11 protein-coding genes are annotated in these 14,144 nt (G+C 60.3%); 2 read left to right on the forward strand and 9 right to left on the reverse strand.

Annotation, left to right across the window (positions count from 1 at the left end; translation table 11 throughout):
* Nucleotides 1-167 precede the first annotated feature (167 nt).
* From PSH76_RS22560 to PSH76_RS22575, 4 genes are all read right to left on the reverse strand, one after another.
* Nucleotides 168-932 carry an amino acid ABC transporter ATP-binding protein gene (locus PSH76_RS22560; protein WP_003188759.1) on the reverse strand — a complete coding sequence of 255 codons (765 nt, stop codon included), beginning with the start codon at nt 930-932 and terminating at the stop codon, nt 168-170.
* Nucleotides 933-942: 10 nt separating this feature from the next.
* A complete protein-coding gene (locus tag PSH76_RS22565) occupies nt 943-2,040 on the reverse strand; it encodes an amino acid ABC transporter permease (protein WP_003188758.1) in 1,098 nt (365 codons plus the stop codon).
* Between the two features lie 10 nt (nt 2,041-2,050).
* Nucleotides 2,051-3,232: an amino acid ABC transporter permease gene (locus PSH76_RS22570; RefSeq protein WP_098949510.1), complete on the reverse strand. Its 1,182-nt coding sequence runs from the start codon at nt 3,230-3,232 to the stop codon at nt 2,051-2,053.
* Between the two features lie 72 nt (nt 3,233-3,304).
* Nucleotides 3,305-4,336: an amino acid ABC transporter substrate-binding protein gene (locus PSH76_RS22575; RefSeq protein ID WP_057701502.1), complete on the reverse strand. Its 1,032-nt coding sequence runs from the start codon at nt 4,334-4,336 to the stop codon at nt 3,305-3,307.
* Between the two features lie 346 nt (nt 4,337-4,682).
* Here PSH76_RS22575 and PSH76_RS22580 point away from each other — a divergent pair, with 346 nt between their 5' ends.
* Both PSH76_RS22580 and rhlB read left to right on the forward strand, forming a co-directional pair.
* On the forward strand, nt 4,683-5,339 hold the full coding sequence (locus PSH76_RS22580; protein WP_305492959.1) for an alpha/beta hydrolase: 657 nt from the start codon (nt 4,683-4,685) through the stop codon (nt 5,337-5,339).
* A 95-nt stretch (nt 5,340-5,434) separates the two neighbouring features.
* A complete protein-coding gene (gene rhlB, locus PSH76_RS22585; RefSeq protein ID WP_032893471.1) occupies nt 5,435-6,901 on the forward strand; it encodes an ATP-dependent RNA helicase RhlB in 1,467 nt (488 codons plus the stop codon).
* Between the two features lie 132 nt (nt 6,902-7,033).
* Here the strand turns inward: rhlB and moaE are convergent, their stop codons facing one another.
* The 5 genes from moaE to PSH76_RS22610 form a co-directional block, all read right to left on the reverse strand.
* Nucleotides 7,034-7,483 (reverse strand): molybdopterin synthase catalytic subunit MoaE, encoded by a 450-nt coding sequence (gene moaE, locus PSH76_RS22590; RefSeq protein ID WP_305492960.1) that lies wholly within the window; start codon nt 7,481-7,483, stop codon nt 7,034-7,036.
* Nucleotides 7,484-7,485: 2 nt separating this feature from the next.
* Complete coding sequence (gene moaD, locus PSH76_RS22595; protein WP_014717016.1) at nt 7,486-7,728, reverse strand: molybdopterin converting factor subunit 1; 243 nt, start codon at nt 7,726-7,728, stop codon at nt 7,486-7,488.
* Complete coding sequence (moaC, locus tag PSH76_RS22600; protein WP_032893473.1) at nt 7,725-8,198, reverse strand: cyclic pyranopterin monophosphate synthase MoaC; 474 nt, start codon at nt 8,196-8,198, stop codon at nt 7,725-7,727. The genes moaD and moaC overlap by 4 nt, the downstream gene beginning before the upstream one ends.
* A gap of 181 nt (nt 8,199-8,379) precedes the next feature.
* Nucleotides 8,380-12,117 (reverse strand): autotransporter domain-containing protein, encoded by a 3,738-nt coding sequence (locus PSH76_RS22605; RefSeq protein WP_305492961.1) that lies wholly within the window; start codon nt 12,115-12,117, stop codon nt 8,380-8,382.
* Between the two features lie 296 nt (nt 12,118-12,413).
* Nucleotides 12,414-13,808 (reverse strand): PhoH family protein, encoded by a 1,395-nt coding sequence (locus PSH76_RS22610; RefSeq protein WP_003188745.1) that lies wholly within the window; start codon nt 13,806-13,808, stop codon nt 12,414-12,416.
* Nucleotides 13,809-14,144 lie beyond the last annotated feature (336 nt).

The raw sequence follows: 14,144 nt of genomic DNA on the forward strand, positions 1-14,144 counted from the left end.
ACCATGCCGTGTAGGAGCGAGCTTGCTCGCGAAAAACGTCAACGAGAACGCGTGTTTCCTGATTGAACGCGGCGCCTGTGAGTTTCTCGCGAGCAAGGTCGCTCCTACAAAAATCCTTGACTGAACGGCATTAGGCTACCAGGCCGGGTTTATTTTTTAACGCTCCATCAATGCAGTATCTGGCTCAAGAACAAGCGAGTCCGCTCATTCTGCGGATTATCAAAAAAGTCATTCGGCGCCGCCTGTTCCACGATTTCGCCCTTGTCCATGAAGATCACGCGGTTGGCCACGGTGCGGGCAAAGCCCATTTCGTGAGTCACGCACAACATGGTCATGCCGTCTTCGGCCAGGCCGATCATGGTGTCCAGCACCTCTTTCACCATCTCCGGGTCCAGCGCCGAGGTCGGCTCATCGAACAGCATGATTTTTGGCTTCATGCACAGCGCGCGAGCGATCGCCACGCGCTGTTGCTGTCCACCTGAAAGCTGCCCCGGAAACTTGTGGGCCTGCTCCGGAATGCGCACGCGCTCCAGGTAATGCATGGCGATTTCCTCGGCTTTGCGCTTGGGCATCTTGCGCACCCACATCGGCGCCAGCGTGCAGTTTTGCAGGATGGTCAAATGCGGGAACAGGTTGAAGTGCTGGAACACCATGCCGACTTCACGGCGGATCGCTTCGATCTGCTTGAGGTCGTTGGTCAGCTCCACGCCATCGACCACGATGCGGCCTTGCTGGTGTTCTTCCAGGCGGTTGAGGCAGCGGATGGTGGTGGACTTGCCCGAGCCCGACGGGCCGCACAGCACGATGCGCTCGCCCTGCTTGACGTTGAGGTTGATGTCTTTCAACACGTGGAACTGGCCGTACCACTTGTTGACGCCCTGCATCTGGATAATGCCTTCAGGGCTCACAGGCTGTTTGATTGCTTCGCTCATCAAAAAACTCCTAACGCTTGTGGCCAGTGTCGAGCTTGCGTTCCAGATGCATGGAATAGCGCGACATACCAAAACAGAAAATCCAGAACACCAAAGCGGCGAACACGTAGCCTTCAGTGGCCATGCCCAGCCATTTGGGGTCGGCGGCGGCTTGCTTGACGCTGTTGAGCAGGTCGAACAAGCCGATAATGATCACAAGGCTGGTGTCCTTGAACAGGGCAATGAAGGTGTTGACGATCCCAGGGATCACCAACTTCAAGGCCTGCGGCAAAATCACCAGGCCCATGCTGCGCCAGTAGCCCAGGCCCATCGCCGCAGCGGCTTCGTATTGCCCCTTGGGAATCGCCTGCAGACCACCGCGCACCACTTCGGCCACATAGGCCGACTGGAACAGGATCACCCCGATCAGCGCCCGCAGCAGCTTGTCGAAGTTCATGCCCTCGGGCAGGAACAGCGGCAGCATCACCGACGACATGAACAGCACGGTGATCAACGGCACGCCGCGCCAGAACTCGATGAAGGTCACGCAGACCACCCGAATCGCCGGCATGTTCGAACGCCGTCCCAGCGCCAGCACAATGCCCAGCGGCAAGGCGCCGGCGATGCCGACCGTGGCGATCACCAGGGTCAGCATCAGGCCGCCCCATTGGCTGGTCGCCACGTTGCTCAGGCCAAACACGCCGCCGTGCAGCAAGCAGTAGGCAATGATCGGATACAACACCAGAAAGCCCAGGCCGTAGATCGCCTTGCGTGGGAAACGCGAGATGAACAACGGCGCCACGCCGACGATGGCCAGCCATACCGTCATGTCCACGCGCCAGCGCAGGTCGACGGGGTAGTAGCCATACATGAACTGCCCGAAGCGCTGTTGGATAAACACCCAGCAGGCGCCCTCCTTGGTGCAGTCGGCGCGGGTGGTGCCCACCCAGTTGGCATCGAGGATGGCCCAGTGCAGGATCGGTGGCACCACCAGGTACACCAGGTAGATCGCCAGCAAGGTCAGCAGTGTATTGAGCCAGCTCGAGAACAAGTTGGCGCGCATCCAGGCCACCGGCCCGAAGACTTTGCTCGGCGGTGGCATGTCAGGTTTGAACGTATGCGTAGTCATGGGGGTGTCCTCACCGCTCGATCAGCGCAATGCGCTTGTTGTACCAGTTCATCAGCAGGGAAATGCTGATGCTGATCGCCAGGTACACGCTCATGGTGATGGCAATGACTTCAATGGCTTGGCCGGTCTGGTTGAGCACCGTGCCGGCAAACAGCGAAACCATTTCCGGATAACCGATACCGGCGGCCAACGACGAGTTTTTCGCCAGGTTCAGGTATTGGCTGGTCAGCGGCGGAATGATCACGCGCAACGCTTGCGGGATGATGACCTTGCGCAGCGTCGGCCCGGGGCGCAGGCCCAGCGAACGTGCCGCTTCGGTCTGGCCATGGCTGACGGACTTGATGCCCGAGCGCACGATCTCGGCAATGAACGCCGCGGTGTACACCGTCAGCGCCAAGGTCAACGCCAGCAGTTCCGGGATCAGCACCCAGCCACCCACAAAGTTGAAGCCCGCAAGCTTGGGCATTTCCCAATGCAGCGGCGTGCCGAAGAGCAACACGCACAGCGTCGGGATCACCACCAGCAGCGCCAGGCCCGCCCAGAATTTATGGAAAGGAACCCCGGTCGCTTCAAAGCGCTTGTTGGCCCAGCGGGTCATCAGCACGATGGCAACGATGGCGACCGCCAGGCTGGCCACAAACGGCCAGAACCCGTCGGACGCCAGCGCTGCGGGCATGTTCAGGCCACGGCTGCTGACAAAGAAGGTGTCACCGAAGTTATGGCTGTTGCGCGGCCCTGGCATGGTCAGGAACACCGCGAAGTACCAGAACAGGATTTGCAGCAGCGGCGGAATGTTGCGGAACACCTCCACGTACACCGTCGCCAGCTTGTTGATCATCCAGTTGGGCGACAAGCGCGCCACGCCGATGATGAAGCCAAGCAGCGTTGCCAGCACCACACCGATGACGGTCACCAGCAAGGTATTGAGCAGGCCGATCACAAACACCCGGGCATAGCTGTCCGATTCGGTGTAGTCGATCAAGTGCTGCGCGATGCCGAAGCCGGCACTGCGCTCAAGAAAGTCGAAACCCGAGGTGATGCCCCGGTGTTGCAGGTTGGTCTGGGTGTTATGGAACAGGTACCAGCCCAGCGAGACCACTGCCACGATCGTGATGATCTGGAACAGCCACGCACGCACTTTGGGGTCGCTGAAGCTGAGCTTCTGCTTGGGTGCGCCGATTTGATTTTGCATGAAGTGCCCCGAAAATAATGGAACAGAACATCACCCGGCAGTTGGCCTACCGGGTGACAGAACCATCAGCGATCAGCGCACAGGGGGTGCGTATTGAATGCCGCCGTTGTTCCACAGGGCGTTCAGGCCACGGTCGATTTCCAATGGCGTGCTCTTGCCCAGGTTGCGCTCGAACATCTCGCCGTAGTTACCCACTTGCTTGACGATCTGTACTACCCAGTCCTTCTTCACTTTCAGGTCTTTGCCGTATTCGCCGTCGGCACCGAGCAGACGCGCAACGTCCGGGTTCTTGGTGGCCTTGGCTTCAGCTTCGACGTTTTTGGAGGTCACACCGGCCTCTTCCGCGTTGAGCATGGCGTAGCCCACCCAGCGCACGATGGCCAGCCACTCGTCGTCGCCATTACGCACGACCGGGCCCAGTGGCTCCTTGGAAATGGTTTCCGGCAGCACCACGTAGTCTTTCGGCGAAGCCAGCTTGCTGCGCTGGGCGAACAGCTGGGATTTGTCGGACGTCAGTACGTCGCAACGCCCGGACTCCAGCGACTTGGCGCTTTCATCGGAGGTGTCGAAGGTGATCGGGGTGTATTTGAGGTTGTTGGCGCGGAAGTAGTCGGAAACGTTCAGCTCGGTGGTGGTACCGGCCTGGATGCAGATGGTTGCACCGTCCAGTTCCTTGGCGCTCTTGACGCCCAGCTTGTTGTTCACCAGAAAGCCGATGCCGTCGTAGTAGGTAATGAAGCCCGGGAATTTCAGGCCCATGCCCGCGTCGCGGGAGCTGGTCATGGTGGTGTTGCGCGACAAGATGTCGACTTCGCCGGACTGAAGCGCGGTGAAACGCTCCTTGGCGTTCAACTGGCTGAACTTGACCTTGGTGGCATCGCCAAACACGGCAGCCGCCACAGCGCGGCAATAGTCAGCGTCGATCCCGAGGATCTTGCCGCTGGCATCCGGCACCGAGAAACCCGGCAGGCCGTCACTCACACCGCACTGCACGAAGCCTTTCTTCTGCACGGCGTCCAGGGTGGCGCCCGCCTGGGCAAAACCACTGACACCCAGTACAGCCGCCGCAGTGACGATGGCCAGGGTGGATTTCAATACCTTCATTACAAACCTCCAATTGCTCTTGTTGTGTCGGAGCTCCAACCTCAGCGCACCCTTATGAGGCGATATCGACCCGTGTTGGTTTTTTTTGGGGCCAAGCAGCATGAGGTTTTTGCGGTAATTCCAGTTGCTTTCCCACGAGCGGCAGTCACTGATAGTGTTACCGTCCTAGGAGAGTTCTGACATCGAGATACACATAGCAAGGCGCGTACCAGAGTCTTGGCCGAGTGGCTGCAACTGCGCTTCAATGGCAAAAGATTCAGCCTTGCGACATTCTCTTAACAGATCAACCTGTCGCGCACCGTTCCGACGCACCTAATCGGAGCGCCCGCACATCTATGGAGCAAACATGACCGAACCCTTGATTCTTCAGCCTGCCAAGCCCGCAGACGCCTGCGTTATCTGGCTGCATGGCCTGGGCGCCGATCGCTACGACTTCTTGCCGGTGGCCGAAGCGCTGCAGGAAACCTTGCTGACCACCCGCTTTGTTTTGCCGCAAGCGCCCACGCGTCCGGTGACGATTAATGGCGGCTACGAGATGCCGAGCTGGTACGACATCAAGGCCATGAGCCCGGCCCGTTCGATCAGCCTGGAAGAACTGGAAACGTCGGCAAAAATGGTCACAGACCTGATCGAGGCGCAACAGAGAACCGGAATAGACACCTCGCGAATTTTCCTCGCCGGTTTTTCTCAAGGTGGCGCGGTGGTTTTCCACACCGCGTTCAAGAAATGGGAGGGACCCTTGGGTGGCGTGATCGCCCTCTCCACCTATGCGCCCACCTTCGATAATGAACTGGAGTTATCCGCCAGCCAGCAGCGTATTCCGACGTTGTGCCTGCACGGCCAGTACGATGAAGTGGTGCAGAACGCCATGGGCCGCAGCGCCTACGAACATTTGAAGGGCCGTGGTGTCACCGTGACATGGCAGGAATACCCAATGGGCCACGAAGTGTTACCCCAAGAGGTACACGATATCGGCACCTGGCTGACTGAACGCCTGCGCTGAACCCCGTGTTTATGTAGCCGTATGACAGACGCACTACGCCGCGCCCGATTCTTGCATTACACTGGCCGGCGTACATTCCTTAATCAATTAATGAGATGACCGTGCTCAAAGCACTCAAGAAGATGTTCGGCAAAAGCGAGGCTGAGCCGCTCGCGCCTGTTCCCAGTGCACCTGCCCCCAAGCCCGGCAACCGCAATGACGGTCAACAGCCCGGCCGGAACGCGCCCGCCGCCTCACCGAACACAACCACGGTGACGCCGCCTGAACAGGTAAAGCCTGCCGAGCCGGCCCCGATGCCTGTGGCCAAGCCCCGTCGCGAACGTGCGCCCAAGCCGCCCGTGGCCCCATGGAAGCTCGAAGACTTCGTCGTCGAACCTCAGGAAGGCAAGACCCGCTTCCACGATTTCAAACTGGCCCCGGAACTGATGCACGCCATCCAGGACCTGGGTTTCCCGTACTGCACGCCGATCCAGGCGCAAGTGCTGGGCTTCACCCTCGCGGGCAAAGACGCCATCGGCCGCGCCCAGACCGGCACCGGCAAGACCGCCGCGTTCCTGATCTCGATCATCACCCAACTGCTGCAAACGCCGCCGCCCAAAGAGCGCTACATGGGTGAACCGCGTGCGCTGATCATCGCGCCGACCCGTGAACTGGTGGTGCAGATCGCCAAGGACGCCGCCGACCTGACCAAGTACACCGGCCTCAACGTCATGACGTTCGTGGGTGGCATGGACTTCGACAAGCAGCTCAAGCACCTTGAAGCCCGCCATTGCGACATCCTCGTCGCCACCCCGGGCCGCCTGCTCGACTTCAACCAGCGCGGCGACGTGCACCTGGACATGGTCGAAGTGATGGTGCTGGACGAAGCCGACCGCATGCTCGACATGGGCTTTATCCCACAAGTACGCCAGATCATTCGCCAGACCCCGCCGAAAACCGAGCGCCAGACACTGCTGTTCTCCGCGACCTTCACCGAAGACGTGATGAACCTCGCCAAGCAGTGGACCACAGACCCGTCCATCGTCGAGATCGAAGCACTCAACGTCGCCAGCGAAAACGTCGAGCAGCATATCTACGCCGTCGCCGGTGCCGACAAGTACAAGCTGCTCTACAACCTGGTCAACGATAACGGCTGGGAGCGCGTAATGGTGTTCGCCAACCGCAAGGACGAGGTGCGCCGCATCGAAGAACGCCTGGTGCGCGACGGCGTCAACGCCGCGCAACTGTCGGGCGACGTGCCGCAGCACAAGCGCATCAAGACCCTGGAAGGCTTCCGTGAAGGCAAGATCCGCGTGCTGGTAGCCACCGACGTGGCCGGTCGTGGTATTCACATCGACGGCATCAGCCACGTGATCAACTTCACCCTGCCGGAAGTGCCGGACGACTACGTACACCGCATCGGCCGTACCGGGCGTGCGGGGGCTGCGGGTGTGTCGATCAGCTTTGCAGGCGAAGATGACTCGTACCAGTTGCCGTCCATCGAGGCGTTGCTGGGGCGCAAGATCAGCTGTGAGACGCCGCCAACGCATTTGTTGCGGGCGGTGGAGCGCAAGCGGCCTTAAGCTGAAATGCGGTAAAAATGTGGGAGCGGGCTTGCTCGCGAAAGCGGTGAACCAGTCAGTACATCTTTAACTGACAGATTGCTTTCGCGAGCAAGCCCGCTCCCACATGTGGACCTCCAATAGCCTCAGGTCCTATTTCCAGCGATCCGCTGCGGCGTGGTCACTGCTGCGCCCTTCTACCCAACGCGGCCCCTCGCAGGTATTTTCCTTCTTCCAGAACGGCGCCCGCGTCTTCAGGTAATCCATCACAAACGCACACGCCTCAAACGCCGCCTGCCGGTGCGCACTGGCCGCGCCGACAAACACAATCGGCTCACCCGGTTCCAGCGCGCCAATACGATGCAGCACTTCCAGCTTGAGCAACGGCCAGCGCTGCTCGGCTTCGACGGCAATCTTGGCCAAGGCTTTTTCCGTCATGCCGGGGTAGTGTTCCAGGAACATCCCTGACACGTCGCGCCCGTCATTGAAGTCGCGCACATAGCCGACAAAGCTCACCACCGCGCCCACGCCCACGTTGGCCGCATGCATGGCGTTGACTTCGGCACCGGGATCAAAGGCTTCGACCTGCACACGAATGACCATGTTCAGCCTCCGGTCACGGGGGGAAAGAAGGCGACTTCATCGCCGGCTTGCACCGGCTCGTCGAGGCTACACAGCTCTTCGTTGCGCGCACACATCAGGCTCGCTTCGTTGAGCACGGCGAACTCCGGGTCAGCAGCCAGCGCGAGGCGTACGGCATCAACGGTGGCGAATTCACCTTCCATTTCCAGCGAATCGAAGCCCACCGCTTCAGCGTAGCGCGCAAAAAACAGCACGTTGATACTCATTGTTCATCCGCCTTGAAATGCCCACTCTTACCGCCCAGCTTTTCCAGCAGGCGAATACTCTCAATGGTCATGCCGCGATCCACCGCCTTGCACATGTCGTAGATGGTCAGCGCCGCGACACTGGCGGCGGTCAGGGCTTCCATCTCCACGCCGGTCTGGCCGGAGAGCTTGCAGCGCGCGAGGATATGCACAGCGTCCGCGCCGTCGGCACGCAGTTCCACCTTGACGCCGGTGAGCATCAACGGGTGGCACAGGGGGATCAAGTCACTGGTTTTTTTCGCTGCCTGGATCCCGGCAATGCGGGCCACGGCAAACACGTCGCCCTTGGGGTGGGCGCCGTCGACAATCATTTGCAGGGTGTCGGGCAGCATGCGCACCCGCGCTTCGGCCACCGCCTCACGGAACGTCACGGCTTTGTCGGTGACGTCGACCATATGGGCGCGACCTTGGGAATCGAGATGAGTCAGCACAGGGATACTCCTGATCAGGAGCAGCGATTGTAAACCTGTGGGTCAAAATTTGCGCAAGGCTGTTTATCCCACCCTGTAGGAGCGAGCTTGCTCGCGAAAAACTCACAGGCGCCGCGTTTACCCAGGGTGCACGCGTTATCGTTGACGTTTTTCGCGAGCAAGCTCGCTCCTACATTCAAGGTTAGAACAGGAAGGTAAACCCGGCATTGATCCCGTTGTTGTTACCGCGGTTGGACAGCAAGCCGCTGTAGTTCAACGACACCAGGGTGTCCTTGGTCAGCGCCATTTGCGCACTGGCCTTGATCACCGCGCCATCCCTGGCCACAGGCACGCTGTTGACGGCGAAGGCCGTGTCACTGCCGGCAAACTTCAGAGAAGCTTCACGATCGGTATCACCAAACTGGTGCTCCCAACCCAGCTCACCGCGCAGGGTCACCGCCGAGGTGGACGTGAGCGGCAGCTGGGTATGGCCACGCACGCCCAGGGTGGAGAGTGTCGCGTCCTGGCTTTGCTGGCTGGCATGCAAGGCTGCGGCACCGCCTTTTTCCTTGAACGAGTCGCTTTGATAGTTCAGGTACGTGAGGTTGGCGAAGGGTTCAAACACGGTCCACTGGGTGTAACCGATCTCGGCAAACACTTGGTCGGTACGCGCGTTGTAGTCGGCCTTGGCATGGTCCGACTGATTGGCATAGGCCACCCGTCGCGAAGTGTCCAGACGGTGCCAGGTGCTGGCACCGCCCAGGCGCAGGGCAATCGCCTCGAAGCGTTTGCCGCCATAGACCGACAGGTGATAATTGTCGCTGTCAGCCGACGCCGACTGGCCGTTGAGGTGGCTTTGGGTATAACCGGTCGCCGCGCCCACGCGCCAGCCGTCGTTCACCTCGGTGTCCAGGCCCAGCAGTACGCCGCTGGTGGACGAGGAGTAGCCGCTGGCGTTGTTGTCACCACTGACGTTGTTGCGTCCACCGAGTAGCTGTACCCAGCCGCCGTTGTCACGGCTGTCGATCTGCGCGCTGGAGTCCAGTGCCTGCACCTGTTGCAGGCGAGCGTTGACCGCTTCACGCAGGTAGCGACTGTCGGCCATTTGCGCCGCCGCCACATCCGAGTGCAGTTGCCCCGACAGTTGCCTGAACCCTTCCCGCGCCTGAGCGGCGGAATCCGACGCCAGCAGGCTTTCGTAGACCGGGCTGCCAGCGCCCAATGTCTCGGCTACCGTCGCCACCGACCGCTCATTGCGGGTTTGCGCGACACTGGCGAAGGTGGTCTGGTTGCGGGCTATCGCCAGGGTCAACTGGTTCGGTTGATAGTTGAGCGCAGTGCCAATGAACAGGTAGCTGGGCGCGAACGCCGCAAACTGCCCCTGGATACCTTGGCTGGCGCTGAGGATAGTGAACTGCTGGCCCAGCAAGCTGCGCGCCTCGGCGGCGGTCAACAGATTGGGGCTGCTCTCCAGGGACACGTTCACCACACCACCGTTGAGAGTCGCCACGCCATTGCTCTGGAGCTGGTCGCTCTGACCATTGGCGCCGACTTCGACGGCATACACCGAACCCGGATTGAACGTGACATCGCCGGTGCGCAGCGTGCCAATCGAATGCCCCGGGGCCACGCGCCCGCCGTTGTTGACGGTCAAGGCGCCCACCGTGCCGTTGCCGGCCAGGGTGCCGCCCAGTGTGGTCATCACGCCATTGTCGGCATTGCGCATGCCCACGGCGCTGCCATCTACCGTCACGGCAGAGGTCAACGCGCCGTCCACCGACAATTTGCCACCGCGTACCCAAGTGCTGCCCGAATAGCTGTTCTGGCCTTCCAGCACCAACTCGCCATCCCCGGACTTGACCAGGCTACCGACGTAGGTGCTGCCAGTGAGCAGGTCCTGGCCGCGGGTGAGTGTCGCCTGCTCGCGAGCATGACCGATGTCGTATTCGAACTGATCATCGGCCGAGGCATCGGCGGGCAGACCATTGAGCCAGCCTTTCTGCGCTTTAGTGGCGGCCCAGCTCGCCTGTTCGGCAGCGTCTTCTATGCGACGGGCGCGAATGGCTTCATCGGAAATCGGGTTGGCCCAGATATCGCGGGTACCGCTGGGCAACGCCACTGCCACCGCACCGAGGAACTGCCCCGGCCCCTGCATGGCTTTTTGCAGGTTGGGCAAGCCCCAACCACTGACCACACCGGGCACTTGCGGCGTACCCGGCGGCGCATCGTGCACCGGTTGCAGGTTGTCGTAGGTGCGGCCACCGGTCAGCGTGCCAACCGGCGTGTCCGGGCCATCCGGCGCTTGCAGGCTGGAGGTGGTCAGCAACACGTCCCGCGCTTGGCTGGGCGTCATATAGGGGAAGCGCTGCATCACCAACGCCAAGGCCCCGGAAACGCTCGGCGCGGCGGCCGAGGTGCCGTTGGCATTCGGGATAATTTCGCCCTCGGGGCCGGCAGACGGAATGCCCGACACGCCCATCACACACCACCATTTTGAGGTACCGCAGCGGTTGTAGACCTGGGCACTGGTCTCGTCATAGCCCGTGATCGAGAGAAACTTGCCTTCGATATCCGGCTTGAAAAACGGCAGGTTCGCGTTGGTGTCCGGGTTGGCGCCGTGGCTGTCGTTGCCCGCCGAGATGATCTGGATGAACGTGTTTTGCCGGGCCGCATCGGCCATGGCGTCCATCCAGGTTTTGTGCCCGGCGTGGGCCTTGTCCCAGAACGGGCGATAGGCGGCGGTCATGTCCTGCAGGTTTTGCGCGGCGCTGTCGCCGACGTTGCCGAAGTGGTTCTCCACGTCATCGCGCGAGCTCTGCCCCCAACTCTGGTTGACGATCGCCACGTTCTTCGCCGCCAGGGCGTTGTAGCTGGCCATGAATGCGTTGTAGTCGAGGTCGTTGGAGCCTTGGTAGCGGTCGTTGTCGCTGCCGCCGGTGTTGGCGACAAACAGGTTGGCGTCAAAAGCAATGCCGTGCATACCGGTGCCGTTGCGGTTGGCGGCCAGCACCCCAGACATTTCCGTGCCATGCCCGTCGTTGAACGCCGGGTCGTATTCCCCTGGGATACTGAAAGGCTCACCCTGCTTGAACTCGCCGCTGGGCACTTCAAGGCGGTAGCGCGGATGGGTGGCGTAGTACTCGCCCGTGGAGGTCACCGCCTGCACCCGGTCCTGGCCCTGGGCATTTTTGCCCTGGAACTCGGAGTGTTCGGTGAGGATGCCAGAGTCCAGCACGCCGACATTCACCCCCTTGCCGGTGATGCCCAAGGCATAGGCGTAGTACGCGTTGGTGCGCTCCAGGCCGGAATTGACCTGAGCTTCCGGGGTCTTCCAGGTTTGCGCGTTGGCATTCCAGTCACGGGTTGCGCCAGCCCAAGACTGGCCTGCGTTCAATTGCCCGCTCAGGTTGCTGCTCACGCCCGGCTCGACGTAGGTGTAAGGCTTGGCGGCCGGCAGGTTGGCGATAATGGCCTTGGAGAAGTCCAGAATATTGGTGGTGTAGCGGCCGCTGTTGCTGAACAGCCGGCTGCGGTAGTAATCCAGGCGCGAGGCGTAGTCCAGTGGCCGACGGGTGTCGCCGAGCATGGCGCCAATGGTCAAGTTTTCGGGTTGCAGCTCATAGTTTTGCTTGAGGGCCGAATCGAACTTGCCGGACTGGGCCGCGAAGTCCTTGGCCGCAAGATCGACGATATCGGCGTAGGCAAACCTGAGGTTTTTGTACACGGCAGTCTCAGGGCCGAATGAGGCGACGGCTGTCCTGAACGCCGATTCCAACACCTGCGGGGTGTAAGGGTTGTCGTCTGCCCTGGCCACGGAACCGTGGCCCAGCCATAAGGCCAGGCCGAGTGCTATGGGTGTGAGGGGTGTGAGGGGTGTGGTCTTGAAACGGGGGGTGCGATTGCGTTGCGACACAGTGAAGCCATTACCTGCTACGTCCATTTTCCTTTCCCTTTGGATATGTGCGTCATCAATGAGCGGTGTTTCGGGCTTTTGTAATAGGCAGGGTCACGGTGAAAACCCTGGACAGGTTTTCTAAACGTTCGTCGAATCAAGGAGGTGGTGTTCCGACGGGGTCTTGCAGTGTTCTTATAGTTTTTACCGCAAGAAAAAATGTAACAAAATAATTACAGAGACCACAAGCACCCGGGACGCGTTAACGCAGGCAAATGTCGCACAAAACAAAAAACCCGGACTTCGTGAAAAATCCGGGGCTTTTCGTCGCAGGTTCGCTGTAGTTACAAATGGGACTCGGCGTATTCAGCCAGAATCGAACGGGGTACCCCTTGCAGCGCAATGTGCACGCCGTTCGGGAAGTCTTTGAAGCGTTCCGTCAGGTAAGTCAGCCCGGAGCTGGTCGCGGACAGGTAAGGGGTGTCGATCTGCGCCAGGTTGCCCAGGCACACCACTTTGGAACCGGCGCCCGCACGGGTGATGATGGTTTTCATCTGGTGCGGTGTAAGGTTCTGGCATTCATCAATCAGAATCAGGCTTTGCTGGAAGCTGCGACCTCGGATGTAGTTGAGGGATTTGAACTGCAACGGCACTTTGCTGAGGATGTAGTCGACGCTGCCATGGGTGTTTTCGTCATCCATGTGCAAGGCTTCGAGGTTGTCGGTAATCGCCCCCAGCCACGGCTCCATTTTTTCCGCCTCGGTACCGGGCAGAAAGCCGATTTCCTGGTCCAGGCCCTGCACGCTGCGGGTGGCGATGATGCGGCGATAGCGTTTGGTGACCATGGTCTGTTCGATGGCGGCGGCCAGGGCCAGGATGGTTTTGCCTGAACCTGCGGCGCCGGTCAGGTTGACCAGGTGGATGTCCGGGTCGAGCAGCGCGTAGAGCGCCAGGCTCTGGTAGATATCACGCGGTTTCAGGCCCCAGGCTTCCTGGTGCAACAGGGGTTCCTGATGCAGGTCGAGGATCAGCAGCTTGTCGACCTGGATCTCTTTGATCCAGCCCACGAAGCCCTGTTCATCGACGATGAACTCATTGATATGCACGGCCGGCAGGTTGTCGATCAGCTGTACCTGGTGCCAGGTGCGGCCGTGGTCCTGACGGGTTTCGACTTTGCTCACACGGTCCCAGAACGAGCCGGTCATCATGTGATAACCACGGGACAGCATCGACACGTCGTCGACCAGTTGGTCGGTGCTGTAGTCCTCGGCAGCGATCCCACACGCTCGTGCCTTGAGGCGCATATTGATGTCTTTGGTCACCAGCACCACGCGCAGGTCCTTGTCGCGCGCATGCAGGTCGATCAATTGGTTGATGATTTTGTTGTCGTTCAGGTTTTCCGGCAGCAGGCTGTTGGGCTCGCTGCGCTTGCTCATCAGGATCGACAGCAAGCCCTTGGGCCCGCCCTTGCCACGCTGGATCGGTACGCCAACTTCAACGTCCTCGGGCGAGGCTTCACCCAGGGTCTTGTCGATCAGGCGGATGGCCTGGCGGCATTCGGCGGCAACGCTGTGGTGGCCGCTTTTGAGTTTGTCGAGCTCCTCAAGCACGATCATCGGGATGGCGACGTGGTGTTCTTCGAAGTTCAGCAGTGCGTTTGGATCGTGGATCAATACATTGGTATCAAGCACATAAAGGATTGGCTGGTCGGAAGAAGGGTTACGTCCATGATCATCCATACTCGGTCACCTTTGTGGGAGCCATTCGACGCAATACCTGGGCGGTGCTGCGCCTCGATTCGACCACCGATTGCACCTTGAGTAAGGTCAAGTGCAGTGCCCACAGGAGGAGTCTTGGAAGACGCCACCTGTGCTGCAGGTTTCGGCGATCTGACTTCGTAATACCGCAAAACCCATGACAGGAAAAAGCACTTTGACGCTTTTTTGAAGTTTATTTTTCAGGATGACGAATAGCACTAGCCGAGTGCCATGTACCCCGTTAAAGTCGGAAGTCCGCCTGCATCGAAATGTCGCAGCAAATCGCCCCGAAAACACCCCATCCCCAGCAAATTCGGG

It is taken from the genome of Pseudomonas sp. FP215 (assembly GCF_030687795.1).
In the GTDB taxonomy this organism is placed as follows: Bacteria; Pseudomonadota; Gammaproteobacteria; order Pseudomonadales; family Pseudomonadaceae; genus Aquipseudomonas; species Aquipseudomonas salmasensis.